Source organism: Sporosarcina sp. P25 (genome assembly GCF_002743235.1).
Taxonomy (GTDB): Bacteria; Bacillota; Bacilli; order Bacillales_A; family Planococcaceae; genus Sporosarcina; species Sporosarcina ureae_B.
This window is the reverse complement of sequence record NZ_PDYV01000021.1, coordinates 17,255-44,050: the sequence shown is the minus strand read 5'-3', so window position 1 is coordinate 44,050 and position 26,796 is coordinate 17,255. Positions and strand designations below refer to the sequence as shown.

Annotated in this window: 21 protein-coding genes; 2 read left to right on the top strand and 19 right to left on the bottom strand. The window is 38.9% G+C overall.

The window, feature by feature from the left end:
- Nucleotides 1–45: 45 nt before the first annotated feature.
- On the bottom strand, nucleotides 46–1,662 hold the full coding sequence (locus CSV70_RS14325) for a GMC family oxidoreductase (protein ID WP_099629317.1): 1,617 nt from the start codon (nucleotides 1,660–1,662) through the stop codon (nucleotides 46–48).
- 614 nt (nucleotides 1,663–2,276) lie between these two features.
- On the opposite strand from CSV70_RS14325, the gene CSV70_RS14320 reads away from it, so the two are divergent.
- A complete protein-coding gene (locus tag CSV70_RS14320) occupies nucleotides 2,277–3,341 on the top strand; it encodes a thermonuclease family protein (RefSeq protein ID WP_233191828.1) in 1,065 nt (354 codons plus the stop codon).
- A gap of 126 nt (nucleotides 3,342–3,467) precedes the next feature.
- On the opposite strand, the gene CSV70_RS14315 is transcribed toward CSV70_RS14320, so the two are convergent.
- The 7 genes from CSV70_RS14315 to hutU form a co-directional block, all read right to left on the bottom strand.
- Entirely contained in the window at nucleotides 3,468–4,904 is a 1,437-nt protein-coding gene (locus CSV70_RS14315; RefSeq protein WP_099629316.1) for a DHA2 family efflux MFS transporter permease subunit, read from the bottom strand.
- A gap of 265 nt (nucleotides 4,905–5,169) precedes the next feature.
- Nucleotides 5,170–6,720 (bottom strand): histidine ammonia-lyase, encoded by a 1,551-nt coding sequence (hutH, locus tag CSV70_RS14310; RefSeq protein ID WP_233191827.1) that lies wholly within the window; start codon nucleotides 6,718–6,720, stop codon nucleotides 5,170–5,172.
- 21 nt (nucleotides 6,721–6,741) lie between these two features.
- The gene (locus CSV70_RS14305) at nucleotides 6,742–8,091 is read right to left on the bottom strand and encodes a Na+/H+ antiporter family protein (protein WP_099629315.1); all 1,350 of its coding nucleotides are present in this window, start codon (nucleotides 8,089–8,091) and stop codon (nucleotides 6,742–6,744) included.
- Between the two features lie 57 nt (nucleotides 8,092–8,148).
- Nucleotides 8,149–9,312 carry a M20/M25/M40 family metallo-hydrolase gene (locus CSV70_RS14300; RefSeq protein ID WP_099629314.1) on the bottom strand — a complete coding sequence of 388 codons (1,164 nt, stop codon included), beginning with the start codon at nucleotides 9,310–9,312 and terminating at the stop codon, nucleotides 8,149–8,151.
- Between the two features lie 18 nt (nucleotides 9,313–9,330).
- Nucleotides 9,331–10,584, bottom strand: a complete 1,254-nt coding sequence (hutI, locus tag CSV70_RS14295; protein ID WP_099629325.1) for an imidazolonepropionase — start codon at nucleotides 10,582–10,584, stop codon at nucleotides 9,331–9,333.
- A 59-nt stretch (nucleotides 10,585–10,643) separates the two neighbouring features.
- Entirely contained in the window at nucleotides 10,644–11,996 is a 1,353-nt protein-coding gene (locus CSV70_RS14290) for a YjiH family protein (RefSeq protein ID WP_233191826.1), read from the bottom strand.
- Nucleotides 11,997–12,102: 106 nt separating this feature from the next.
- Nucleotides 12,103–13,824, bottom strand: a complete 1,722-nt coding sequence (hutU, locus tag CSV70_RS14285) for a urocanate hydratase (RefSeq protein ID WP_085130886.1) — start codon at nucleotides 13,822–13,824, stop codon at nucleotides 12,103–12,105.
- A gap of 355 nt (nucleotides 13,825–14,179) precedes the next feature.
- Here hutU and CSV70_RS14280 point away from each other — a divergent pair, with 355 nt between their 5' ends.
- Nucleotides 14,180–15,886 carry a sigma-54 interaction domain-containing protein gene (locus CSV70_RS14280; protein WP_099629313.1) on the top strand — a complete coding sequence of 569 codons (1,707 nt, stop codon included), beginning with the start codon at nucleotides 14,180–14,182 and terminating at the stop codon, nucleotides 15,884–15,886.
- 441 nt (nucleotides 15,887–16,327) lie between these two features.
- Here CSV70_RS14280 and CSV70_RS14275 read toward each other — a convergent pair whose 3' ends face one another.
- From CSV70_RS14275 to CSV70_RS14220, 11 genes are all read right to left on the bottom strand, one after another.
- Nucleotides 16,328–16,750, bottom strand: coding sequence for a hypothetical protein (locus tag CSV70_RS14275; protein ID WP_085130888.1), 423 nt, complete (start codon nucleotides 16,748–16,750; stop codon nucleotides 16,328–16,330).
- 107 nt (nucleotides 16,751–16,857) lie between these two features.
- The gene (locus CSV70_RS14270; protein WP_099629312.1) at nucleotides 16,858–17,910 is read right to left on the bottom strand and encodes a beta-carotene 15,15'-monooxygenase; all 1,053 of its coding nucleotides are present in this window, start codon (nucleotides 17,908–17,910) and stop codon (nucleotides 16,858–16,860) included.
- A 375-nt stretch (nucleotides 17,911–18,285) separates the two neighbouring features.
- Complete coding sequence (locus CSV70_RS14265) at nucleotides 18,286–18,648, bottom strand: hypothetical protein (protein ID WP_085130890.1); 363 nt, start codon at nucleotides 18,646–18,648, stop codon at nucleotides 18,286–18,288.
- Nucleotides 18,649–19,122: 474 nt separating this feature from the next.
- Nucleotides 19,123–21,063 carry a bifunctional metallophosphatase/5'-nucleotidase gene (locus CSV70_RS14260; protein WP_099629311.1) on the bottom strand — a complete coding sequence of 647 codons (1,941 nt, stop codon included), beginning with the start codon at nucleotides 21,061–21,063 and terminating at the stop codon, nucleotides 19,123–19,125.
- Nucleotides 21,064–21,099: 36 nt separating this feature from the next.
- On the bottom strand, nucleotides 21,100–21,816 hold the full coding sequence (locus tag CSV70_RS14255; protein ID WP_099629310.1) for a GntR family transcriptional regulator: 717 nt from the start codon (nucleotides 21,814–21,816) through the stop codon (nucleotides 21,100–21,102).
- Between the two features lie 12 nt (nucleotides 21,817–21,828).
- Nucleotides 21,829–22,443, bottom strand: coding sequence for a sterol desaturase family protein (locus tag CSV70_RS14250; protein ID WP_099629309.1), 615 nt, complete (start codon nucleotides 22,441–22,443; stop codon nucleotides 21,829–21,831).
- 437 nt (nucleotides 22,444–22,880) lie between these two features.
- Nucleotides 22,881–23,252 carry an iron chaperone gene (locus CSV70_RS14245; RefSeq protein ID WP_085130894.1) on the bottom strand — a complete coding sequence of 124 codons (372 nt, stop codon included), beginning with the start codon at nucleotides 23,250–23,252 and terminating at the stop codon, nucleotides 22,881–22,883.
- A gap of 147 nt (nucleotides 23,253–23,399) precedes the next feature.
- Nucleotides 23,400–24,083 carry a hypothetical protein gene (locus tag CSV70_RS14240; RefSeq protein ID WP_099629308.1) on the bottom strand — a complete coding sequence of 228 codons (684 nt, stop codon included), beginning with the start codon at nucleotides 24,081–24,083 and terminating at the stop codon, nucleotides 23,400–23,402.
- Nucleotides 24,084–24,775: 692 nt separating this feature from the next.
- A complete protein-coding gene (locus CSV70_RS14230; RefSeq protein ID WP_085130897.1) occupies nucleotides 24,776–25,435 on the bottom strand; it encodes a hypothetical protein in 660 nt (219 codons plus the stop codon).
- A 364-nt stretch (nucleotides 25,436–25,799) separates the two neighbouring features.
- A complete protein-coding gene (locus CSV70_RS14225; protein WP_085130898.1) occupies nucleotides 25,800–26,117 on the bottom strand; it encodes a ribonuclease E inhibitor RraB in 318 nt (105 codons plus the stop codon).
- Nucleotides 26,104–26,745 carry a hypothetical protein gene (locus CSV70_RS14220; RefSeq protein ID WP_099629306.1) on the bottom strand — a complete coding sequence of 214 codons (642 nt, stop codon included), beginning with the start codon at nucleotides 26,743–26,745 and terminating at the stop codon, nucleotides 26,104–26,106. The genes CSV70_RS14225 and CSV70_RS14220 overlap by 14 nt, the downstream gene beginning before the upstream one ends.
- Nucleotides 26,746–26,796 lie beyond the last annotated feature (51 nt).

The window sequence follows — 26,796 nt, the reverse complement described above, 5'->3', positions numbered from 1 at the left end:
GTCTGATGACTTTGTGCGCTCTGTTAATTTTTCGTGCAATGGTATTTATTCGGAGTTCATACCATTCTGTCTCACTATTTGTTCCGCAATATTTGCGCCAATGAAAAAAGCTGGCGCCGACGTATTGCCGTCCGAAACAAACGGTGCGATAGAATCATCCGCAACAATCAAATCCTTTACACCGTATACTTCCCCGGCAGCATTCACTACGCCATGTTCTTCACTTGGCGCCATTCGTAGCGTGCCTTGTATATGATGTGTTGGACCTAAATTTTCCTGAATGTACTTTTCAAGTTTGCTATCATCCTCAATAGTTTCCAGTGTGGGAGTAACGAGTTGATAGTGTGCATCTATTTTTGAAAGTTCCGTTGCAATATTTTTAATATATACTTTGTAAATATTTTTTATGGTTTCTAGATCGGAACGTTTATTCAAAAAGGCAACATCGGCAAGTACAATCTTTAATGGATCTCCATTTTGGATTCTGACTAATCCTTGGCTTTTTGGTTCCAATAATATAATGACGATGCTTAACATTCCGCCAGTACCGATTTGGCCAATTAACTGCACACCGCGGCGGTTGGGGTCAGCACCGGGCGTTGGATCCGGCAAGAAGGCTCCACCTGTATAGAGCGCATAGGGATCAGCGTCCGGAAGTGCTTTGTCATTCGAATTCGTTGTAAAGGTGGCAGTGTTAACTGGATGGGTGGTCATGTTCTTTCCTACATTCGCGTTATGATGAACGACGGGAATACCCGCTTTATTCAGTGTTTCTGATGGCCCAATTCCAGAAAGCATTAATAGTTGAGGGCTATTTATTCCAGCTGATACAATGACTTTTTTACGAGCATACGCGTAATAACATGTTCCTTTCTTGAGAAATTCAACACCTATTGCCCGCCTTTCATCATCAAAAATCACACGCTGCACTGTTGAATTATAAGATACTAATAATCTTCTTCCATTTACTCCTTCACCGTTATCAGTCATAACATCCGTTGAAAGAAAAGCCGTATCTGCACTTTCTCGTTGACCATAGGGAGTCTGGTAAAGTTGCCACCTCGTAAAAGGACCAAGTGGTGTATTGGGATCGTTATAGTCTAAAATTCTTGTGAGACCAGTGGCTTTTTCCATTGCTGTAACCAATTTTTCAGCCATGGTAGTTGGATTAGCAGGGGCCTGCCTGATATCCAACTGCCCGTTATATCCTCTGGCATTCGGATTTTGGGTTTGGCCATTGTAATTTTCTAGTTTTGAAAATTGATAGGTCTCTTGTTCTGGTGACCACAGTGGACCTAGAAGGTTTTCCCATTGTTTCATATTCACCTGGGATGGTCTTACATACTGGTTATTGTTAATGGAAGATCCACCTCCCAAAGTTCGCCCTCCCGTCCAATCAAACGACCTACCTTTTACGTTTTTCTGGGGAACACTTTTTCCTTGCCAAAAGTATTGCGGGAAAAAGTCATCAGTGAGAATAAATGGTGGCGCAAACAAAGAATCTCTGATTGGCCGTTCCTTACTATTATTATCGCCCGCCTCTAAAACTAACACGGAATTTTGGTTATCATCGGTTAGTTTTCTTGCAATAGCAGCTCCCGCAGGTCCCGTTCCAACAACAATATAGTCAAATGTTGATTGATTATTGGCGCCTCTATTCATTTCAATCCCCCTAAGTGATTTTCATGCAGTATATCCTATGCAAGGGACGTTGGATTATGAAGTCCATAGAGGCCGCAGTGGTTTTGTGCCTGTTCATATGCCGGAAGCTCAAAGTTCATATTGGCAAACATCTTTCCGACCCATTTTGGGATGAATCGTAAAGATTTGATTGTAAGCGTCTGTAGACCAATCGTATCGAGTATTTGAATTACCCCATTCCTCTGCGGCAATCGCATTAGTTTCACCGAACAAACAAACAAACAAACAAACAAAACCAACTATTGTTTGCTTATTATTGATATTCTATTTTCAGCATGAGTAACTATTTCTTACATCATTTTTTTACCATCTGTAGCTCCATTCACCATCGAATAGATGAAAACATTTAACGTGATGGTTTGCTCCCGTTTCTGTCTTAAATTTGTTTCTATGGATCTTCCGTAAGTTCACGTGTAGTCTAGTTGAAAGTATGAATTCTAGAATACTTTTTCACATGACCGTTTTGTGATCTATTAGCACTACGTATTTAGTTGCGTATATCTTTCTTGAAAACTATGGTAATCTCACTCATGGAAGCACGTGTTATGTTATTAAAGTGAATCGAGAGTGATAATATGTTTGTATTTTTTGCGTTATTTGGTTTTTTATTTATATTGATTGGTGTGATCGGCTTACTTATTAAAGCGATCTTTAAAAAGCGCAAGAGAAATTTTGGCGTCCTCGCTTTAGTAGGTGTTGCGATGTTCATAGTGGCGGTAGTCATTACGCCAGATGAGATAGAGCCTGAAATAGAGACAGCTGATTCAGTGGAACAGACGTCTACTGATACACCTGCTGAAACGACGAAGGAAATACCTGAAAAAGAAGTAGAACAACCGAAGAAAGAAAGTTCCCAAGCTACTGAAGTAGAACCCGTTCCAGTCGTTGTGCCACAAAAAAATGATTCTTCAACAGTAACTCCTAAAAAACTACAGGATTCAACGGATACAAGCGGTACTACTGCGAGAATTCCAGTAGAATTAGTGAAAGTAATAGATGGCGATACGATTAAGATCCTTTATAACGGTAAGGAGCAAAACGTTCGATACTTGTTGATCGATACGCCTGAAACAAATCATCCTAGACTGGGGAAGCAACCGTTTGGGGATGAAGCCAAAGCTAGAAACAAAGAACTGATAGAAAGCGGTACACTAGAAATTGAATTCGATGTAGGAGAACGTTTTGATAAATACGACCGTTTGCTTGCCTATATTTATGTAGATGGAAAAAGCCTTCAAAAAGTCTTGTTGAGTGAAGGTTTAGCTCGTGTAGCGTACATTTACCCCCCAAATACTCGATACGTGGATCCTTACGAGAAGACACAAGCGATAGCGAAAGAAAAAAAGTTGGGTATTTGGTCAGTTGAAGATTATGCTACCGACTCAGGCTTTAACGCGCAGGCAGTAAAAGAAAAACCTGCTGAACCGGCACCTCAAAAAGAGACACCAGCACCCCATTCTGTAAAGACAGAACAACCAGTTGCGCCTGTAGCCAAGCCCACACCACCTGTCCAAAACACGGAATGGTTTCAAAATTGTACAGAACTAAGGAAGACCTATCCTAACGGTGTGCCAAGCAGTCATCCCGCATATCAACCTAAAATGGATCGCGATAAAGATGATTTTGCTTGCGAACGATAAAATACTAGCTGTTTAGACAAATGGAATAAAAAACCGTGTGAAACCAAGTCTTCTAACTTGATTTCACGCGGTTTTAGCTTTCGTTTCCTAAAACGAAAAATATATTCCCGAAAAATTCATAACCAGCTATACTACCTTTACTCGCTTGATAAATAACGAACATAAAAAACCAAGAATGGATATGATAGTGGCAAATAAAAACGCATTCTGCACACCTGAAATGACTGCTTGGGCTTGATGTGCAGCCGTGACAGGATCACTAATATTGCGTAAGAACGTATTTTGTGACGTATTTAGTATAGTAATCCCAATCGCTGTACCAATTGCTCCAGACGTTTGAATGGTCGAGTTAACAATTGCTGTTCCATCAGGATAGCGGTTTAGTTGTAGCGAGTTAATTCCATTTGTTTGAGAGGGTGTCGTCACCATTGACATACTCATCATTAAGAGCATGAAGAAGAGGATGATCCAGTAAAAGCTAGTCGTCGATGAAATCGTGGCAAAAAATAACGTAGCTACAATACTCATTGCAAATCCACCAATAACCAAGCCCCTTGGACCATATCGATCAAAAACCCGCCCACTGACCATAGATGTAATACCGTTAAAAATACCCCCCGGTAATAGCAATAAGCCTGCTTTAGAAGCTGATAAACCGAGTCCTGCTTGCATAAACAGTGGCAATAAAATATTGGAAGAAAATATAATTAGATTAGCAAACAACGTTAGGATAATGCCTAACGTAAACATTGGATGCTTAAACACTTCCAAATGAAGCATTGGTTCTTTAATTGATCTTTGACGAAAAGCATAGAGAACGAGAGCCATCAAACCTGCCGCAAAAGATGCCATCACAATCGGACTTGACCATCCTTCACTTTCTCCAGCATAGCTAAATCCAAATACAATGCCCCCAAAACCAATCGTAGAAAGAATTATGGAGTATGCATCGATTTTTTGCTTTTCAACAGCGGATAGATTCGGTAAGTATATCATCCCGAATATCAATGCGAAAACAAGAATTGGTGTGATCAACCAAAATATCATATGCCAATTGAAATAATCAATAATCAATCCTGCTGAAATCGGACCTATAGCGGGTGCAAACATCATCACTAGACCGACTAATCCCATCGCAGTCCCTCTTTTCCAAGGTGGAAAGAGAATCAGAACGGTATGGAATAACAAGGGCACGAGCAACCCAGTACCTATCGCCTGAATAATCCGTCCGATTAACAAAATGATGAAGCTTGGAGATACGGCAGCAATTAGTACACCTAAAATAGAAAAACTCATGCTCGTAATAAAGAGATTCCTTGTCGGAAAACGTTTTATGAGTAAGCCGGAAACGGGAATGATAATACCAAGCACGAGTAAATATCCCGTAGTTAACCACTGAGCTGTAGATGCAGAAATAGCAAATTCCTTTATCAAATCATTCATCGTCATATTTAAAGCGGTTTCACTAAACAATCCGATAAAGCCACCAATCAGTAGCGCAGTCATGATGGGAGCGACTTTTAGCTCTTTATTTTTTATCTTTTCTTGTATTGAATCCTTCATGTATTGAACCTTCTTCCATAACTTTTACTGACCATAAAAAATAAGATAACATCTAGCCACTACGATAGCTAGATATTACCTCATAAAAGTGCTTGTATCACGTGTTTAGGAAGGATTCAAACATCTATTTACTTTAAAGCACATCCTGATAGTAGCGATGCGCTTTTGTACTTTATAGATAGAGATTCATTCATCATTCTATATAACGACTCTGCATGTCATCATATAGAATAGTTTTTACATCAAATGGTACTGTGTCACTTCATCAAGCCAAAATATCCTCACGCAAGATAAAAGTAGACAATGCTTCAATTTGCTGCGAAATATCACGATCCGCTTCTAATGGCGGACAAATAGTACGCACTTTTTCTAAATAGGCTTTAGTTGCTGGGGCAAGCTCTTTCTCCGCTTGCTCCAAATGAATAGCCTGTGAAGCACAAATCAGTTCAATTGCGATGACGCGGGAACTGTTATGAATAATTTCACGTGCTTGTCGAGAACCAATTGTCCCCATACTGACATGATCTTCCTGGTTAGCAGAAGTCGGGATAGAGTCTACACTCGCTGGATGGGCAAGTACCTTATTCTCCGAAACAAGTGCAGCTGCAGCGTATTGCGCCACCATCAAACCACATTCCAAACCTGGATCGGTAGCAAGGAATGGAGAAAGTCCACTAAGTTGTGGGTTGACTAATCGCTCAATTCGTCTTTCTGAAATATTAGCCCATTCAGCTGCGCCAACTTTCATGAAGTCCATAGCCAGTGCAATCGGCTGTCCGTGAAAATGACCGCCAGAAATGATTTCGCCGTTTTCAAGAATGATTGGATTATCTGTGGCAGAGTTCATTTCGACACGTAAACGATCATCGACATATTGAAGCGACTGCCAAGAGGCACCGTGCACTTGCGGAATACAACGAATGGAATAGGCATCTTGCATACGAATTTGTCCTTGGCTAGTTATACGTTTACTGCCTTTTAGCCAGTTACGCATTCGTGAGGCGACCACTTCCATCTCTTTATGCGGTCGCACAGCTAGAAGTCCTTTATCAAACGCTGTAATGATCCCTTGTAACGCTTCCATTGTTAGACTTGCTGCCATATCCGCAGCCAGACCTACACGTTCCGCTTCATTTAATCCAATAACACCAACTGCAGTCATTGCTTGCGTACCATTGATCAAAGCAAGCCCTTCCTTTGCCTGCAAAGTGACCGGTTTTAATCCCGCACGCTTTAGTGCTTCTCCGCCTGGCAATATCTCTCCCTCGAATTCTGCACGGCCTTCACCAATTAGTACAATCGCTACATGCGATAATGGAGCCAAGTCACCGCTTGCACCTACAGAACCTTTACACGGAACGACTGGATGAACGCCTTTATTGATCAACTGAACCAATAATTGTAGTGTGTCTTCTTTAATTCCGGAAAAACCTTTTGCTAGTGCATTCGCACGTAAAACCATCATGGCCCGTACGACAGGTTGTGGTAAAGGCTCACCGACACCTACAGCGTCCGCACGAAGCAGATTAAGTTGCAATTTTGTAATGTCTTCATCTTCAATCTGAATATCACTTAACTTGCCAAATCCAGTATTTACACCATAGATAACTTTTCCATCTCGTAATTGTTTTTCAATACGCTCCCGACTTTCTCGAACACGTTGCAATGCATGATCGGTAATTCCTACTGGCACTTTACCAAAAGCAATACGCTCAATTTGTTTTCTATCGAGTGATTCACCGTCTAATTGAATCAACTGCTTTTCTTCATCTGTAAAGTTTCTGTCTAATTGAATCATTTTCCCATCTTTACTCATTCCAACACCTCTTATTCTTTTTTATAAAACTACAGCTGCCACTATTCCGAATATAAATAAAGGAATATTATAATGTAAAAATGTAGGCACACACGTATCCCAAATATGATGATGTTTACCGTCCGCGTTCAATCCTGATGTGGGCCCAAGCGTACTGTCTGAAGCGGGTGAACCTGCGTCTCCTAATGCCCCTGCTGTACCGATCAATGCAATGGTCGCAAGAGGACTGAACCCCATAACCATACATATCGGAACGAACACTGCAGTGAGTATCGGAATCGTTCCGAACGACGTTCCAATCCCCATGGTCACTAGTAAACCAATCAATAATAGAAGTGCAGCTCCCGCCACTTTACCATAGCTGAAATAGCCTTCTACCGCCGTCACCAGACTGGTTACAGCACCTGTATCTTTTAAAACAGTTGCATAGCCTGAAGCAAGAAGCATGACAAATGCAATCGCTCCCATAAGCTTCACACCTTCTTGGACAACCATTTCACCTTCACTCAATGTGACGACTCTTGCAACAAACATCACGATAATGCCTACTAACGCACCGATCACTAATGAGTGTAACAAAACCTGGACGACTAAAGCAGCAACAATTGCAACAAGCGTTAAAATATCTCGTAAGTCAAGCTTGTGTCTAACCGATCCCTCTGTAGCCGCTAATTGAACAGTAGATGAAAATATCTGTTCCTGACTAGCGCGTTCTTCTGCAGTTTCATAATCACGTGGCTTACGATACGTAATGAATACTGCGATAAATAAACCGACAAACATACCGACTGTTGGTATTGCCATTGCAAAAGGTACTTGCGATAATGTGACCGGCATCCCGTTGCTACTGATTTCCTGGACAATTATGCCGTGGAAGATCAAACCGTAACCTGCTGGAATTAACATATAAGGCATCTTCAAACCGAACGTCAGTGCGCAAGCGACAGCTCGTCGGTCCAAACGCAAATAGTTGAAGAAAATCAACAAAGGCGGGATGAGAATCGGTATGAAGGCAATATGTACCGGTATCAAATTTCCTGACAGACAAGTCAAGCCCGCAATCATCAAAAGTAACGTATATTTACTCATTTTTTTAACTGACAATAATTTATCTATCAACAATTTTGTAATGCTCGAATGGGCAATCATGGCTGCAAAGATTCCCAGCAATATATAGCTTAATGCAGTTTCAGACTGACCACCCATTCCGCCAAGAAATAAGGAAACTGTATCTGATAACGATAAGTTGGAAAGAAGTCCCGCTGTTATCGCTGCCATTAATATCGCAAATATGACATGCACTCTAGCTAGGCTTAATACTGTTAGAACTAATACGGAAATGAACACTGGATTCATTAACACTACTCTCATCCCCCTGAATTCTTATCTAATTTCAGTACCTTCTTTTAATCAATTTCTCGCATCAGATCACTTTTGACTTTCATACCACTTCTGAATTAATGCAGCGGTTAATTTTCCTGTATTTGTTAGGTTTTCTATGCTGATGCATTCTCGGAATGAATGGATATTTTGAAAACCGTTCCCTAACGTCAAGCAAGTCAATCCATTTTCATTTAATACATTTGTGTCAGCTCCGCCTAGTGTTTGGGTTAGGTATGGATCGACACTTATATTGGCCGATGCATCCAAAACGGTTTTTGTTAGGATATGATCTTCCGGAATTGCGAAACCACTATACTTTTTCTCGATTTTCACGTCTACGGAGCCACCACGATCTTCCACAGCTTTACGCATGGCGTCTTCCATATGTTGTAGTTGCTTATCTAACTTATCTTTGGAGAAACTACGCACTTCACCAGCGACTGTCACTTCGCCCGGTATAATGGAAGTGAGTTCTCCGCCTTCGATAACCCCTATATTCGCTAAGGTTTCATCATCGATCTCACCTAAGTTCAGCTTCAACAAACCAGCTGCCGCTAAAATGAACGCATTATTCCCTTCTTCTGAATTCAGAGCAATATGCGCCGCATTTCCTTTTACTTTCATCCAGATCCTACTACTATATGGACCTTTCAAAATCGTTTGACCCACATTTCCGCTACTATCAAAAATGTAACCGAATTTACTTTTCGGTTTGCTGTAATCTAAATGACGCGCACCTACGAGACCTGGCTGCTCATTGACTGTCAAGACCAATTCAATCGGCCCATGTGGAATTCCACTCTCAATCACAGCACGAACACCTTCTAAGTATGCGGCCAATGCTGCCCGATCATCTGCTCCTAAGATGGTTGTGCCATCTGAGTAGATCACACCGTCTTTAATTACTGGCTTTAAGTCTTTCGTAGAAAGCACAGTATCCATATGTGTAGAGAAAAATACTGGTGCTACAGATGAATCTGTTCCTTCTTTATACGCAATCAAGTTGCCGACTTGTCCGCCGAATTCTTTATGCGCCTCATCGAATTCAAAAGTAAAACCTAGTTCTGGTAGTGCCTTCACCAAGTAGTCTGCTACCTTTTGTTCTTTCCCACTAGGTCCGTCAATTTTTGCTAGTTCAAGGAATAAGTCGAGTAAACGTTTTTCATCCACACATTCTGCTGCGTTATTTTTCACTTGTTTATTTGTCATTCTACATCGCTCCTTTTCTCACTGTGCTTTTACATGCTCTACGACTACTTCGCCGTCTTTTAATACAGTCTCCACAATATTGGTTCCGAGTTCATATGCGATATGGACATAAGAAGGAATAGCCCAAATCTGTAGATCAGCTATTTTGCCTTCAGCAATTACGCCCCGATCATGTAAATCTAACGCGCATGCTCCACCGTAAGTCGCTGCTTTGATAGCTTCTTCCACCGTGAATTTATACAGTCTGCAAGCTAAATTGATAACAAATTGCATCGACTCTGTATAACATGCTGGACAAAGATCCGTGGCCAGCGCAATATTCATTCCTAAATCCAGCATTTTACGTGCATCGAAAGGTTTGGTATGACCTACCGCAAAATCTAATGCTGGCATTAACACACCTGTTACATTCGATTTAGCAAGTTTCTCCATTACTTCAACCGGCGTGTAGTTTAAATGATCGACGGAGACCATATTCATTTTGACTGCAAGATCAGATCCACCGATATACGAGTAGGCATCCGCATGCAATTTCGGTTTCATACCATATTTTAAGCCAGCTTCAAGTATCTGTTCGGACTCCTCGGCCGTGAAGTATCCGTCATCACACCAAGCATCGCAGAACTCCGCCAATTTACGTTCGCCGATTTTTGGAATCATATCTTCTATAATGACACGTAAATACTCTTCTTTTGTCATGCCTTCTGGGAATCCGTGTGCCCCTAAAAATGTGTTATATACATCAACAGGTGTTTCTTTATCCAGACGTCGTCCAACTTCCAAAATTTTAATTTCACTTTCTGTCGTTAACCCATATCCGCTTTTACTTTCAATTGTTGTCATGCCGTACTCTAACATGTTCATCATTCGTTTTTTTGATTGTCGAAATAACTCTTCCTCAGATGCATGTCGAGTCAGTTCTATAGTTCGGTTTGGTCCTGCCGTTATGCCCATTTCTATTAATTTATTCAAATCACTTCCTGCTATTTTTGCAGCGTACTCTTCTACACGTGTACCATTGAAGACGAGGTGCGTATGCGAATCAACAAACCCTGGTGCGACAACCTTTCCAGTAGCATCAATTTGACTCGCATCGTCCAGATTGATTGTGGTACTTCCTTCTTTTTCCGAACCTACTCCCGCAATACGTCCGTCTTTCACCGCAACCCAAGCATCTTTAATGACACCAAGACCTGCCATTCCTTCCTCAGCGCAAGTCAAAACTTCCGCTGCATGACGAATTACTAAATCGACTTTTGTATTACCATTCATTAGAGTCACAATAGAACCCTCCTGCTAAATAATGTTGTGCCTTTTACTGGAAAGCGCTTTCATAGGAATAAAAATGCTAATGGAGTTACAATAATTAATGATAAGACCGTTCTGATGAACCAGAGAGCTACAATCTCCCGCATTTTAATTGGGATATCTGTGGATAAGATACACGGGATCAACGCAGAGAAAAATAGAATAGTGGAGATGGAAATAGAACCTACAATGAATCGTGTATGTAGACTAGTTTCTATCACCATTAATGATGGTAAGAACATATCCACAAGATTGATCATTGCTGCTTTTGCAGCTAGAAATGGTTCAGGTATTTGTAAAATCCACGTTAATGGTAAGAATATATAAGCTAAATAATCGAACACGGGCGTATGATTAGCCAAGATTAAACCAATTAAGCCTATTGCCATAACAGATGGTAGTACACTCATCGCCATGAGAATACCATCCTTCAGCGTCGATATGACATTTTTAAAAAGTCCTGGCGCATTTTGAGCAGTTAGCATCGACTCTTGCCAAGCATGCTGGATTCTTTTCTCTTTAATAATTACTTCAGGTGCACCATCGCCCGTATAGTAATCATCAGGTATTTTGTTGATCGGCCACATTCTGACTGTAATGGCAGTAACCAAAAATGTGACAAGGAATGTTAGCCAAAAGTACAGATTCCAAATCTCCATTAAATTCAATGTCTTAGCGACGACGACCATAAATGTAGCAGATACGGTAGAAAATCCAGTAGCAATAATAGTTGCTTCACGACGGGAGTATTTGCCTTCTTTGTAAATGCGATTCGTGATCAACAGTCCGATAGAATAACTACCTACAAAAGAAGCGACAGCGTCTACCGCTGACTTTCCAGGAGTTTTCCAAACAGGTCTCATAATAGATTGCATTAGGATTCCGATAAATTCCAGCAAACCATAGCCCACTAACAATGCTAAAAAGATTGCTCCAATTGGAATCAATACACCAATTGGCGTCAATACTACCGAATAATAATAAGGCCCCATATCATCCGCCAATAACCATCTAGGACCCATTTCAAATAAAACAAGAAAAGATGTGATTGCTCCTAAAACTTTTAGACTAGAAAAAATCATATCCATTTTGGTTCTACGCCAAACACCCGAATAAAAAGGGTAAGAAGCTCCAAGAACCATAATGATCAAAATATAATATGAAACAAATGTTGGAATGGTATTACGAATCCACGTTACAAAATGATCTAAAGGTATAGAAGTTTTCCCATTCAAATCTATTGGAACAAAAAACATGAAAATACCAATTAAACTGAAGAAGAAAAAGCTGAAAATATTACGCATGGAGTAAATATTTTCTTGTTCCTCTATAGGATGTGCATCCATCAAATCAACCATCTCATTTACATCGTTCATTCTCCTCACCCGCCCTAGTAAGTGTTTTTGTTAGTTAAACAAGAACAGAGGAGGTCAAACAGGCGTTTGACATCCCCCACCCACTTCTCTTAGGTTCTAGTACTAATTATTTCATTTCTGCTTTCACTAAATCTTTAGGTCCAAATGTTGCTTTACTCTCCCACCATAATGGAATTTTAATACTTTCCTCAGTCAATTCTCCTTTACCGTTAGCCACATCACGTGCCGTTTCATAGCCGGCCTGTGCGTGGCGGACCACACCAATTCCGGAGTCTACTGTCATCGCAACTTCAAGACGCATATCGGATTCAGCTGTGCCGTCCGCTACCATCGTGACACCTGTATGAACTGCTTCACCCATAGAGTAGTTTGCTTGAATTGCGATAAGATCACACATACCCACTGCATTTAATAATCCGTTCAACATCGGCCAATCAGAAATCAAGTCACTGCCGTCTTTCATGTTTTCTGATTCAAATGTCGGGTTAACAATAGATCCTGAATCCAAGTTGTCACGTGAAAATGCAACTGGACCCGCTAATTCACCACGACGAATCATGTCATTTACTTCTAAAGCAAACTTTTTCCGCTGACCAAAGCCCATATAACAAATACGTGCAGGAAGTGCTTCGATTGGAATATGTTCTTTCGCTAGTTTAATCCAACGCGTAACCAAGTAGTCATCTGCAAACTTCTCAAGAATCATATCATCAATTTTACGAAGGTCTTCTGCTTCTCCTGATAGACAAATCCAACGGAAAGGTCCGCGGCCTTCACAGAACAATGGACGAATATATTCCGCTACGAATCCTGGCAAACGCTTCGCCTCTTCTTTATCCATCCCTGCATCCATACACTCTTTACGATGGCTTGTACCGTATTCAAATGCATGAACACCTTCATCCATGAACTGAATAAGCGCTTTCAATTCACGAATCATTGTTTCGCGACCTTTTTCCAAATACAAGTCACGGTCTGTATCACGCAACAGCTCTGCTTCTTCTACTGTGTAGCCGGAAGGTAGATATGAGATCGGGTCATGACCTGGCGTCATAGACGTTGCAATTTCGGGACGGAAGTCACTCTTCAAAATTTCTTCAAATATGTCTGCAGCGTTTCCAACTACTGCGATTCCAAGTGGTTTGCCTGCTGCAGCGTATTCTTTCGCCTTTTTAATCGCTTCATCAAGTGAAGGAGCTAGTTCATCAATGAAACCTTTCTCAATGCGTCGATTGATAATTTCCACATTTGAGTCAACTAGAATACACACGCCACCATGCATTGTCATCGCACGTGTTTGGTTTCCACCCATACCACCTGCACCTGCAGTCAATAGGATCTTACCCACGAGGGAGTCGTTATAGTGAAGGCGAGCAATCGCTGATAATGTCTCAAATGTACCTTGGATTACGCCTTGTGTTCCGATATACTCCCAAGGTGCTGCAGTATAGTTTGCATAGATTGTTAGGTTCTTATCTTGCAGATCATAGAATGTAGGCCAATCCGCTTTCATAATATTCGTTGTCGCCATGACAACTGTCGGAGCGTATTTATGGGTTTTAAAGATCGCAACCGGCATACCAGATTGAACCACTAATGTCTCGTCGTCTTCTAGATCTTTCAATGATTGGACAATCGCATGATAGGATTCCCAGTTACGGGCTGCCTTACCGATTCCGCCGTAGATTACTAGTTCTTCAGGTTTCTCTGCATTTTCCATGTTGTTTTCTAACATACGAAGAATCGCTTCTTGTCTCCATCCTTTGCAGCGAAGTTTTGGTCCTCTTTGCGCTTTTACGGAATATAAAATTTCTGGTTTTGTCGTCATTATGAATTCCCCCTGAATATACTAGTATTTTTGTTTCTCGCTTTAATATATTGCAAGTACCGTGCCAACTTCCGAAAAGAGAAAAAACCAATAGTAATTATTCTATAGAAATCTTATTACACCAAGGTTAATGACCATTAAAAATATTCGGAACTCCGATGGTAGATTCCTATTAATTTTCACTTTCACGTGCAGATAAATTTCCTCTTTGCACTAACTTTTCAACCACAACGTTCAAAAAACACTTAGCCATAAAGCATTTTCAACTATGCAGATATTTCCTGCATGCAAGTGCAGACTTTTCTGACATCTAAATGATATAATAAAATTTCTACTGAACATAGGAGGTTATTAGATGTTTGCTAAAGCCATTGGTACATTCGCGAGAAGTTTTGTAGACGGCGTCATTGTACTTAATTCATCAAACAAAGTTTTATGGTATGAATTGAAAGAAAATCTATCCTTTACAATAGATTTGGCTACTGATATTAATAAGTTATTTAAACGAGGAGATTTGCACTTCTACCACCAAGAAGAATTTTATATAGAGATTCAAGATCAGCCATTACAGGTAGCTGTCCAGCGACTTGAAGAGCCTGAACCTCTAGTGATCTTATGTATAAAAGAATTTTCATTCCAATTGGACAACAACGAAGCGCGTCTGTATTGCTTAGAAGAAGTTATCCAAACTATAGATGAAGGCGTGATGATGAGTAACTCTGTTGGGGATATTACGCTTTACAATGCAGCACAAGAGAAAATGGAAGGTTTAAATGCTCAAGAAATAATTGGAAGACCTTTATGGGATGCGTATAACTATAATCCACAGTTCTCTGAACACCGACACGTATTTAGTACCGGTAAACCAATCTTCTCAAGATATCGCGCACACTCTAAAGTAGACGGAGTTCCACAGTATGTCAGCTACAGTACATTTCCTATAAAGAAAGATGGAGAAACGATCGGGGTCTTCTCTATTAGTACAAATGAATCCAAATTAAAAGATCAACTTTATCAAACGATTGAGTTAAAGCGAAGTAAACATCAAGTAACCGAGGAAAAAGCTTTCTCTTCTAATGGAACCATTTTTACTTTTGAAGATATTAAAGGTCAAAGTACCGAATTAAAAGCACTATTAAGAGAAGCTCAGGCGGTATCTGTATACAATACAGATACATTGATTGTAGGAGAAACTGGAACAGGGAAAGAACTATTCGCACAAAGTATGCATAATCACAGTTCACGCCGAGATAAGCCATTTGTTGCTATAAACTGCGCTGCTATTCCAGAAAATTTATTGGAGAGTACATTGTTCGGTACGATAAAAGGTGCGTTCACGGGTGCTACAGACCAAATCGGTTTGTTTGAATATGCTGGAGAAGGCACACTATTCATGGATGAAATAAATTCCATGCCTATGACGTTGCAATCGAAACTCATGCGCGTATTGCAGGAGCGTTTAGTACGTCGAGTAGGATCTAACGACGTAACTCCCGTCCGCTGTACAGTTATTAGTGCATCAAACGAAGATCCTGAACGATTGATTGAAGAAGAAAGGATGCGACTAGACTTATTTTATCGTGTTGCTAATACAAGCCTATTTATCCCTCCGTTGCGCGATCGTCCCGAAGATATTTTATTTTTCATTAATTACTTTTTGGAATATTTCCAAGAAAAAATGGGCACTCAAACACCCCCGCTGTCTCCTTCTTTGCGGGATGCACTGCTACGCTATTCGTGGCCCGGAAATATTAGAGAGTTAGAGCATTTAATGCAGAATATTGTCATCAGAGTGAACGAGGATGCAAAGGCAATTGAAATTCAGCACTTACCTTCGTATATTCGTGGAAAAATTATTTCTGAGCAACGACTATTTGTAGAAAATGGAGAAGACAAAGCAAGTAGACCGATAAAGAGCTTATTGAATCAGTCGAAAAAGCAGTTTATCCAAACTTCTTTAGAACAGACCGAATGGAATATCTCAGAAGCCGCGCGCAGACTAGGAATCACCCGTCAAAGCTTACAGTACCATATAAAAAAGCATCAATTGGAAAAACCCTGAACTCTTTATTTATTAGATGAACAAAGTTTTTATATTACCGGTACAGCTATGTCGGTCATGGAATGTATATATTGTTCAAGGATCGAGTCGAGCAAATTATGGATGCAAGAGGAGTAGGAGAAGTTAAATAGAAGTGATGGAGACGGCTATGGTCTCCATCACTTCTATTTGTCAATTATATATTCCAGAATCTGAATATACTTCTATCATTTCGCTACCTGAGCCCTTTATAAACAGTACATATGCAGAATTCATCTACGTATATCACCTCATAAAAGCGCTTATATAGTAGGCTAAAAGGGTTAAAACATTCATTTTCTCATACAGACAGTCGGCACTTGACTTCCTAAGAATTTTTCATTACTTAAACCGTGCAATTCTAAAAAAGGTTGCTAAATCGAGAATCACAGCCTATGCACATCTAGTACTAAGTATATCATTTTATTGATTAATCATTTCAGCTGGGGTAATCGCTTCATTTAGAAGGAATGTCGTACTAATTTTCGTAATGAACCAATTCTCACGTCCCGGTTCCGGATTCTTTTCTACCGTAATCACTTTATGCCCTTTCCCGAAACTTGCATAAGAAGTGATCAGGTCATAGGCAAGAGTAAATTGTTGCGTTGTTTCACTGATTTTATTTACATGGACAATATGAATATTTGACACCCACGGACTCGATTGTCCAGTTATCCAATTATTTTCTACAAATTGCTTTTGTGTTCGTTTTTGAAGTGCTGGAGATAGTACTGCATATTGAACGGCGCCACTTCGATTTTGCAACCCTAAAATCCATAATTCTATAGTTTGTAAAGGCGTTCTAGTTTGCAATCCATAAATAAATGAACGTAATTGACTATCCATACGCAGGATCACCTTTCGACATACATTTCTACCATTGTATGTTTTGAAAGAATGTAAAGTTCATATATTAAATGCCGCTCTCGTGCCCAATTAGTGGATTGATACTATCAATCCACTGATTTTTGTAATTTCGTTTTCAATATTTCCTTGAATTTTTCGGAATCATCTACTCGAATAGCCACTTGCTCATACTTTTTCTTCATCCCCATGAACAAAACCGCTTCCTGTGGATGTTTTAGTTTTATTATGACGTCCGGATACGTTTTCTCAAAATCGCGTGCTACAAAATCTATCGTATTCTTCATGAGCTTTTTTTCTAATATGGGACGGTCTTCTATGATTTCATCAATGTCCGTCCACTTTATTTCCATACGTTTCATTAAGCCCAATGAAACATACATGCGATCATGATCCACTTGTAGAGGGTTAAATCGTATAGCTTGAATGTCTCCTAAAAATAAAGCAACGGAATAGATATTTATAACTAAAAGTAGCAACGATAAAATCAGTGACTTATCATGTAACCACCAATGCACTCCCAACGTTTCAACTACAATTGCATGAATCATCATCACTTGAAAGGCAATTAGACTTGAATTCTGATGTAGCGTAAACGTATTTTCTTTAGGTAGAGGCTGTTTCTTCCAAAGGCAAAAAGCATAATAGAACATCAGCATTTCTGAACAAATCACTTGAATAATCGGTTGTTTCCTAACTTTTTGGTCTACTGCATTGGAGAAAGCAAATAAGTGGGGTAAAGAACTCCTCTTCACACTCCGGATAATTTCAGGTAAATACTTGAATAGAGTTAACAATAATAATAGTTCAAGCAAAACGAACACAGCTTCCACTACAAAGCCCATTAGAGTAAGCGTTTTAAAAGGGGTTAAATAGTGCATTGGAATGATAAAGCGAGCGACGATTAGTCCTCCTGCCATTAAAGTAAGGAGATATTTCCAGCTTAGTTTCCGTTGCCACGCTAAAAATAATACTGGAGCTACAATAGTGAGATCGATGAGAGAACCTAGAACTACAGGATTGGTATTCGCAGGCAAAATGCTGATTCCTAGTGAAGAACGATATAAAGCAAAGTTGGAAGCCAGTACAAGTAAAAATAGGATAGGCCAAATCATGCGTAAGGATTGTTTATTAAACACCATACTGTTCACCTCAGGTATTTTCAATTTTTTTCTGCAATTTACTGATTCAACTCTAACACGGCGCGTGTTGAACAGCCGCAATTATTTATTCGCTAAAATACACTTAATTTAGGCATGAAAATTTGGTAGTAATACATCCAAACGTTTTTCTGCTTTTAGTATAGATTTTCCGTTACTTCTTCTAGTTCATATTCATCTAGTGGTTCGTGCTCCCAAAGCCTATTCATTCCACAAAAAACGGCCATAAAAGCATATGAAGTTACTGAACTCTGATTAAATCTGATTGTTAGTTTACATAATATTATTATTCTGATTTCGTCTTATGTGAAAACTCATGCTATGGATACAATGAAGTAATCAGAGATCGCGTTCACTTCATTTAAGACGGGTTTCCAAGGATTCGATAGCCAGTTTAAGTGCGATGACACGACGCTCATTTAACGTTTTTTGAGGACTGCCATCCTTTGCTTTTGCTAATTGTTTTTCAATAGATGGAATGATACGTTGTAGAATATCCTTAGATTGTAAGATCTCTTCTTTAGTATAGAAGAAATCTACACCATTCCAAACGTCTTTTACGCTCTCTAACCCAACTTTTATAGCGTCACGTCGTTTTTCTACAAGTGTTGTATTGGAACCTTTTTCCGTCATACTTTTATAAGCATTCGAAAGTTTATGAAACGTTGATTCTAAAGATTTTATGGTCATTTCTTGTATTTCTCGGCTAACCGTTTTCATCTATGAATCTCCTCTTTCTAATTTAGTCGTCCAACAGTTCATACTTTTTTAGAGCAATATGGCAGGATGCTAGCGCGGCGCCTATTCAACAACTGGATATAGATTTTATTTTACTGCTTGTTGTTTTTTATCTTTTCATTATGAAGATTTTGTTACTCATGAGTCCTTCACCACCTTTGGACACGTAAATGGTCTTTGAAATCATCAACTAGCTTGTTCGAGAAACAAATATATTTCTACTATTCATACGTTCATAACCTGTGAAAGGGTTCGTTTTTTTCAGATGTGTTGAATTCATGCTACTATGTTTCAACGTTTTTATTCCACTCTACTATGTACTCCACTGTAGGTATCCATAAAACCAAATTCTCGTAAAGTGATGTAAAAGAAAAGCATCGCTATATGCGATGCTAGTGTACGCCCTCGTCCGATGTGAATCCGCTCATCATTTCAGCATGTTTACCACTCACCGAATCAACTATTTTTTTTGCGCTTCCTCACAATAAACGTCACAAGCAAAGCCACTAGGCCGACAACTGTGAGTACGATCGCATAGATGGTTAGGATTATCCCGTTCGGATTTTTGAGGATGGCCCAAATATTTGAATCATGCTCTACGATTTTTCTACCATGTGTTTGCTCGTAATATGGTGGTACTTGTGCGACACCGTTCATCTTTTTAAAGGATTTGAAGTAATTTGCAATGGCATACCATTCTTTCACTTCTTGGTGTTCATTCATATACACGATGTGGTCTTCAAAATTTGTCACCGGTGTACCTTCTTTTGTCTTTGGAACAACCGATAGGATACCAAAAGATTTTTTATTTACAAAAGGAAGCATTTGAACGGAGTATAAACCGCCAACCACACGGTAAAGCTTTTCATCGTCAATTTCTTCGTTTGTCCCATCCATAGATTGCAAACTGATATCCGTGACTTTATTGAAAATGAAGCGATTTGTATTAAACGTGTACCGTAAACCTGCGATATACAATTGAACTTCATTCATAATAGGAGTAATCGAAGCATCGACTTCTGCAATGGTCTTCAATTCTTTGCCGGTCAAATAAATGTCTACAAGCGGATAGCCAGAGATTTCATCGGGACCGATTCCTAAAGAATTCACATTGAAAACATTTGAAACGGTGATGTCGCCTTTGCTGAAGGTATCTCTAATCGTACCCACTGGAACAACCGCGGCAGCGATCGGTTCATAGTCCTTTCCTTCCAATTGCTGAATCATGTGAATGAAGGAGTCGCCTATTAAATTTCCAATAGGTTCTTCTTTTTGCTCGATTCCTAACTTGGAAAAACGCGCGAAATCGAAAGGTGAATAGGCTAACACTTCATCAAACTTCATTCCAAAATCATTGAGGTAGTTCTCTTGTATCGATTTTTTGTATGTATCGATTGTTTTAGTGATCGTTGAATCTACAGGAAGAGAATCGTCAATTGGCCGTAATTCATAATGATTAACTGTCCATTTATTGGTTTCATTTCGTGTAATCTGGAGGACGCCAAGATTTTCTCCATATTGCCCCGCCGAACCTAAGATAGTAGTACCTACAATAATCGGTTCCTCAAATGTAGTATGACTATGCCCGCTAATTATAACATCAATATCAGGAACTTTCTTTGCAATCATTTCATCTTCGGACTGCGATGGAATTTCCGACGTACCTGAATGTGAAAGAGCGATGACTAGATCTACATGTTCTTCATTCTTCAATGTCGCCACCGTGGACTTGGCACTTTCAACCGCGTCATCAAACGTCACACCGGACATCGGCGCATTGCCAGCTGCTTCTTCTCCCATTAACCCAACGATGCCAATTTTAATCCCTTTACGTTCTATTACCATATAATCTTTTACGTCATAATCGCCCATCGATTTTTTTAACGCTTGAATGTTGCGAGGCATCTTGCCGTCCTCATCTGTCGGGAAAATCGTATTCGAAGCGACAATACTAGGCAATTTTTCCCCACTGTCTTTCGCAGCGCGTAAACTACTCGCTAAACCTTCTGCTCTAAAGTCAAATTCATGATTCCCCAAAGTCGTCACGTCATACCCCATCCGCCCCATCATCTGTAATCCGGGTGCATCAGTTGCGTAAATCGTTTGGAACAATGTGCCCATTGCGAAATCACCCGCGTCAACTAGAATCGCATCCGGATCTTTCTCTTTTTGCTCAACAATCGCGCTATGTAATCTAGCATATCCGCCGACGGATTTCTTCTTTTCTCCTCTATCTACTTCAAATGGAAGGAAGTTGTCATGTAAATCATGCGTAAAAAGAATAGTGATTGATTCTTCTGCTGATTCCGCTTTTCCTTTTGGAACATCTAGAGTGAAGATGGTTACTAGGAGCAGAATGATTGAAATGGACTTGACTAGTAAATGAGTAATTAACATATCCTCCTTTCCATAATGTTTACGAATAAAATGTACTTATTGTATACTATCAAGCTTAAACTTCACGCCGATTCTCTCATCTGGTGATAATTGGTTTTTCCATAGATCATAGCTTTTTTTCATCATTTCCTGGGAAAGTTTTTCTGCTTGCTGATCATCGCCTGCTAATGCAAAGGATAATAACTTTTTATAATAACTGAGTGAAGCTTCACGACGAAATGAACTTTCAAAGTATTTTAACGCCATTTTCACGTACGCTGGTTCAAAGCTGTTTAGCACGAGCGAAAAGAGCGGATTCTCTGACAATCTAGCTAACTCCTTTTGAACTTTCCAGTCATATAACGCAAAAGCTTCCGCTGTATCTAGTAACTCATCGATTTCAGCTAGTAGACCCACTACTTTAGGAAAATTAAGCAGTACCGCTTTTTTTACATATTGAGGTGTTAGTGCAATACGTAATTCCAAAAAGTAGAGAACGAAAGCGTCTGGCACTTGATCGACATACTCAATAATATCAACGATTGTAGTAATATTTCCTCCGTTCCAATAATCATTGACGACAGCGCGTTGGCCTTTTCGTAACGTCAGCCAACCACCGTGACTCAAGCGCTGTAAGACTTCTCGAATGGCGGGACGTCCCAGTTGATACATTGCGGCCAATTCTCTCTCCGTCTCGATTTGACTTCCCGCCAAATATTCTCCTTGAAGAATTGCTTTGATCAGTTCTTTTTCAACAGTTACTGTTCGATTCATAGATCGGTCTCCTTACGTACGATTCTCTAGGTTTTTAGCGGTATCGCTTTTTCCAACTACTTTCTGATCTTTATACGTTCCGAACGTTTTATCGATAGCCGTATGTGTTACACCAAACCAGTAGTTTTCATTTTTAAAATGATGCCAAAGATGCGCTTTTTTAATACGTCTCCCCATTTCAGTACGTGGTTGAACAGGACGATGCGCAATATAATGTTTCCATTCATAATACATGAAATAGACAATGATTCCCGCAAGATAAGCCATCGTGAACGGAAAACTATTGGTTATTAAATAGAAAATCAATGCAAACATGGTGAAGCCGGGTAAACTGAACCAAATCGGCAAGAACAATAGTTTTAAATTCGCCGGATCTACGTGATGATCAAAGTGTAAGCGCTTAATCGTTTTCAGTAAAAATGGATTTGTCGGCGTTTTCATATGAAATAAAAACCTATGAATCATATACTCACTCATTGCATAAGTAGCCATCCCTATTACAAAGGAGATCCACACACCAACGGAGTAAGCATGTAAAAAAGTATAGACTATGAGCGGAATAAATAGCACCAGCATTATAGTGATATCTGGAAACGTGATGAACTCTTTTATATATTTTGTATTCATGAACCGTCCTCCTATCCTATAGTCAATTAATTTATGAAGCTGTTTAACTAGTAGTGTATGCTTGGTAAGACCAGAATTATTCTTGGAGTTACCAATACTATATAGGATTCGGAATTGTTGGTCAATAACTTATAAAAAAGTACCAGGTCCCGACACGATGCTGAATTGTGTCGGGATCTGGTACCGTTCACTAAAGCAATTGTCTACCACTATTTTTCGAAGCGAGTAAACTCTCGCTAAGCCTTTTAACTCCTTCCTTTAAAAGGAAGAAAATTGTTATGTAAATCACAGTGAACAAGACCGCGCTGGATTCTTCGATCAAATCAGACTATTCTATAATTCCATACATTAAAAAAGTGCCTGTGTATGAAACTTTCACGAGTGTTTACACATTCTCGTTCGTTTCATACACAGGCACTTTTACTATCATTCCTATTTTATTTACGCCAAAAGTTTGTACAATCAATTTTGTCTTCCATGTTAAATTCGATCAATTTCTCCAACAACCCAAAATGAATTGGCTCATTCCACTTGATTCTAAACAAACCACTTGTAGCGCTATAGCCCGCTTCTGCAATTTCATCTGCAAAGCGCGCAATTCCTGCTGGTTCAGGTGAAATGCTCATATGATGCTTTGCGATAGAAATACCAATAATAAATGTGCCATGGTCAGAGAACATAGGTGTATTCCACTTCATTTGCGGCTCCAAATTTGGGAATGTAGTAGTAACCCACGCCAACACTTGCTCTACACGATGACGTTGTTCGGGAGAATCGATACCCGCTATATATTGCTTGAATATTTCCATGAGGAGACCTCCCAAATTGATTTAAAACTCACTAAATAACCATCATATTTAGTATACAATACAAGTGCTCCTCCTTGGTGAAAGTATCACGTCCCGACGCGATTCTAATAGTTTCCGAAACCGGTATTGAAAACGAAGCAGTAACTACTAATATAGTCCGGTACCACTTAATTGCAGCAAGGTGGTCACAATATATCTTTTGCCTAGCTCCTCGTCATCAAAAGTTTTTTCGTCAAAAATCTGTCCTCTCTCCCTGAAAAAAGTGTACCATTTGCCATCCTCCTGATAATAATGGAAGACCTCACCTCGCCCCTCTTTGTCTATTGATACACTTTGGGGAAGTCCATGGATAGTAATATACTCATAGACCTCCTGATTACTTACTGTAAAGACTTCGGCATATTTACGAGTTCTCATATCATTCACACCCAAATTTTCACAAGCAAAGTTTAAGGCATTTCCATAAAGCAGAACGCGTATTTGCGTTTCTTTATCAATTAAATTGCTATACTCTTTCTTGGGTTGTTCTTTGATCCAGTAACGATCTGGTAACCCACTTTCATCAAATAAGTTCCCAAGATACTTAATTGCCTCTTTCCAGTTAGGGAACACAGTAAAAGGATGAGGCATTTGACCTTCTTCGTTCCACACCGCCCAATGTCCATCAGTCAGTTCCGTCGCAAACCAAAAAGCATCCGTTTCAGTATAGAAAATCGCGTAGGAATTTTCTTGTATTTCCTTCCATGATTTATAGCCCAGCAATGTTGCAAACTCTGTTGCAAGCGGTCCATAGTCTCTAGTAAAAAGTTTTTTGAAAAACTTCCCAACCATATTGTCAGTCCTCATTTCATCTTTACCGTAATATCACTTCTTATTAGACGTTAGAAATGTAGTTTACAATAACTGAAGAATTATTAGAGTAAATATATTTGTAGTTAACTTTAACATATAGGAGGAAATGGATGAAATTATTTTCTAGATACAGCGAACCTAAGTTTAAAAAATTAACCCATAAAAAGCTGTATGAGCGACTGTCATGTAAGTTAATGCCTGCCCTTGCACCGAGTAGAACTTTGGAAGTCGCCACGTCATTGATGAAGGTATTAGCTCCCGACACAATTCTGAATTGTGTCAGAGCTTAGTACCGTAATCGAATGTTTAAACATTCGCATTAGTTTTGCGCATGAATACTCTTCTTACTATTGCTTTTTATATTGGATGATAAACGAGCCAAGTACGCTTTCTACTTCTTCTACTTTCACGATCAACTCTTCGCCTTCTTTTACATTCGGATTGCTACTTAATACAAAGTTCAAATAATTTGTGCTTCCTCAAAAAACAGAAAACCGTTTATATCTGGACTTTTGTATGATAGTCTCACCACCATAGCAATTGGAAATTTCTAAACTTCATTCTCCTCTGTTACTCCCATGTCTACTAAAACCGATGTAGCCTATTCTTCATGTTCGGTAAAAATCACTCCCCATTTTTCTGACATATAGAGACCTCCAATTATTTCCACTTTAGGCTAACTGTACGAATTTAAAATTAATCTCATTTGGTTTCCTTGCATAAACCCTTATTTCTTGGTTACTGACCCATTTAACATCTCCCAAAAACGGATATAATAGATCAAATCGTGGCTTTTCTTTATAAAGGAGCTTTGTACATATTTTCTTTTGGTTCTTATCTTCAACTATTAATGAGGCTGTACAATCATATAATCCAATTTCAATTTCAATCTTTGCTTTCAATTTGCGATTCGGACTTGATTTAGGCTTTTTATATATTTTTTTGAATATATAATGTTGTTCAATTACCTTCTCATAAGCATAAAGAAAAGGAGTTTCATCCCAACCCTTTTCTTTAATTACAACGCGTAATCCAGCCATCATTAACTCAAGTGTCTTTTTTTTCTTATCAATATCTGATAAGCTGTAAAAATCACTTACACGATATGGAATTGTTACTGGTAAAACACCATCCATGATAATCGGTTCACATGTATATTCAGCATTTGGAAAACAATCAAACTGAACACCAGAAATGTCTTCAAAATTTATTTTAGGTAGAAATTGTTCGAATAAATAAACAATACAATTTGTTTCAAAATAAAATTGAGTTTGCTTTGGTTTACTATGCTCTGGTGAACAATCGTTAAAATTAAATCCCATAAATAACATTTATCAACATACCCCTTTATGGTCTAGAGTGATGCTTCTTATTATTAAGTCTACCTTTGTTCCTAAGCTTAGCCGCTGTACTACTTTCCCACGCTAATATTGCCGCCCCCCTTTTACATTTCTTGTAATTATTCTAGCTTTAAATCTATCTTTTCCCCATTTATTAACTTGTGAATTTGCGCTTCTCGACATACCGTTTGTATTTAGCGGAAGGTGCTGGGACCTGGCACCTTACATAGGATCATCTTCATCGTCTGGGTCACGTAAGATAAAACGAGTATGCCATCCTATACATTTATAAATTAATAAGACCGTTCAAAAACAGCTTGAACGGTCTTTTTTTACAATCCCTATTCTTACTTGATTAGTCTACCATTACTCCCCAGCCGTCACTGTATGCATCGAATGGTTTGACTAATTCATCTAGCTTTTCCTGCATATCCATAATTGATTGATATTCCAACAACATATTTATTTGAACAGTACAATACCACTCATCGTATTCTTCATCATAAAACCCTTCTACTTTATAATCATTATGGTGTAGAACAGTTAAAGCTGATTGTAAACTCTCTTCATTTGCACAAGCTATTTGAAAATCAACATCATGTGGTTGACTGAAATCAACACCTTCTTTTTTTAATGATTTCAACACTTGTCCATCTGCATCATTCGGAAACATTTAATAACCCTCTCCTCTTTTGTTCTAATAATCTGTCAACTTGTTCATCTTTTTTATTGTAATGTTGCTTATTTAGAAAACCTACGGATGTAATATTTGGGTGTTCTATAATAGGTGTTAAATCTCCACTTAATATATTGGTATTAACAAAAATAAACTTTTCAAGGTTAGGAAAATGCTTTAAAAAATCTAGGTTCTCTATCGGTTGAATACTACACAACTTTAATATTTTTAGTTTTTTTAAAGTATACAATTCCTTTGATACACTCAATTTCTTAGCATGATCTATACAAAGTACTTCTAAATGTTCCGCTAAATTTGTAATGCCTTCCCATGAAGATAAACTTCTACAGTAATCGACATTCAAACGTCTAAGTTCTTTACATTTCGATACATCTATGAAATCCGTTATATTTGTAAGAGATAAATCTAAACTAATTAGCTTTGGGAATTTTTCAAAATCATAGAAATTACTATATTTACTGTTTTTCTCTTTGTATGAATATAAATTTAAAAATCTCACATCATTAAAATTCACATCAATTTGTCCGGCATTTAAATCATGCCCTAATAATTGGTCTCTTCCTATATTGTCATAATTTATAGTTACACTTAACCACGGTTTCATCTATTAATACACCTCAAATTTAGATGTTCTAGTTCATTTATACATAAAAAC

Coding starts and splice junctions, on each gene's coding strand:
- CSV70_RS14325 (WP_099629317.1), bottom strand. CDS start 1,662: ATGAATAGAGGCGCCAATAATCAATCAACATTTGACTATATTGTTGTT.
- CSV70_RS14320 (WP_233191828.1), top strand. CDS start 2,277: ATGTTTGTATTTTTTGCGTTATTTGGTTTTTTATTTATATTGATTGGT.
- CSV70_RS14315 (WP_099629316.1), bottom strand. CDS start 4,904: ATGAAGGATTCAATACAAGAAAAGATAAAAAATAAAGAGCTAAAAGTC.
- hutH (WP_233191827.1), bottom strand. CDS start 6,720: ATGAGTAAAGATGGGAAAATGATTCAATTAGACAGAAACTTTACAGAT.
- CSV70_RS14305 (WP_099629315.1), bottom strand. CDS start 8,091: ATGAGAGTAGTGTTAATGAATCCAGTGTTCATTTCCGTATTAGTTCTA.
- CSV70_RS14300 (WP_099629314.1), bottom strand. CDS start 9,312: ATGACAAATAAACAAGTGAAAAATAACGCAGCAGAATGTGTGGATGAA.
- hutI (WP_099629325.1), bottom strand. CDS start 10,584: ATGAATGGTAATACAAAAGTCGATTTAGTAATTCGTCATGCAGCGGAA.
- CSV70_RS14290 (WP_233191826.1), bottom strand. CDS start 11,996: ATGAACGATGTAAATGAGATGGTTGATTTGATGGATGCACATCCTATA.
- hutU (WP_085130886.1), bottom strand. CDS start 13,824: ATGACGACAAAACCAGAAATTTTATATTCCGTAAAAGCGCAAAGAGGA.
- CSV70_RS14280 (WP_099629313.1), top strand. CDS start 14,180: ATGTTTGCTAAAGCCATTGGTACATTCGCGAGAAGTTTTGTAGACGGC.
- CSV70_RS14275 (WP_085130888.1), bottom strand. CDS start 16,750: ATGGATAGTCAATTACGTTCATTTATTTATGGATTGCAAACTAGAACG.
- CSV70_RS14270 (WP_099629312.1), bottom strand. CDS start 17,910: ATGGTGTTTAATAAACAATCCTTACGCATGATTTGGCCTATCCTATTT.
- CSV70_RS14265 (WP_085130890.1), bottom strand. CDS start 18,648: ATGAAAACGGTTAGCCGAGAAATACAAGAAATGACCATAAAATCTTTA.
- CSV70_RS14260 (WP_099629311.1), bottom strand. CDS start 21,063: ATGTTAATTACTCATTTACTAGTCAAGTCCATTTCAATCATTCTGCTC.
- CSV70_RS14255 (WP_099629310.1), bottom strand. CDS start 21,816: ATGAATCGAACAGTAACTGTTGAAAAAGAACTGATCAAAGCAATTCTT.
- CSV70_RS14250 (WP_099629309.1), bottom strand. CDS start 22,443: ATGAATACAAAATATATAAAAGAGTTCATCACGTTTCCAGATATCACT.
- CSV70_RS14245 (WP_085130894.1), bottom strand. CDS start 23,252: ATGGAAATATTCAAGCAATATATAGCGGGTATCGATTCTCCCGAACAA.
- CSV70_RS14240 (WP_099629308.1), bottom strand. CDS start 24,083: ATGGTTGGGAAGTTTTTCAAAAAACTTTTTACTAGAGACTATGGACCG.
- CSV70_RS14230 (WP_085130897.1), bottom strand. CDS start 25,435: ATGTTATTTATGGGATTTAATTTTAACGATTGTTCACCAGAGCATAGT.
- CSV70_RS14225 (WP_085130898.1), bottom strand. CDS start 26,117: ATGTTTCCGAATGATGCAGATGGACAAGTGTTGAAATCATTAAAAAAA.
- CSV70_RS14220 (WP_099629306.1), bottom strand. CDS start 26,745: ATGAAACCGTGGTTAAGTGTAACTATAAATTATGACAATATAGGAAGA.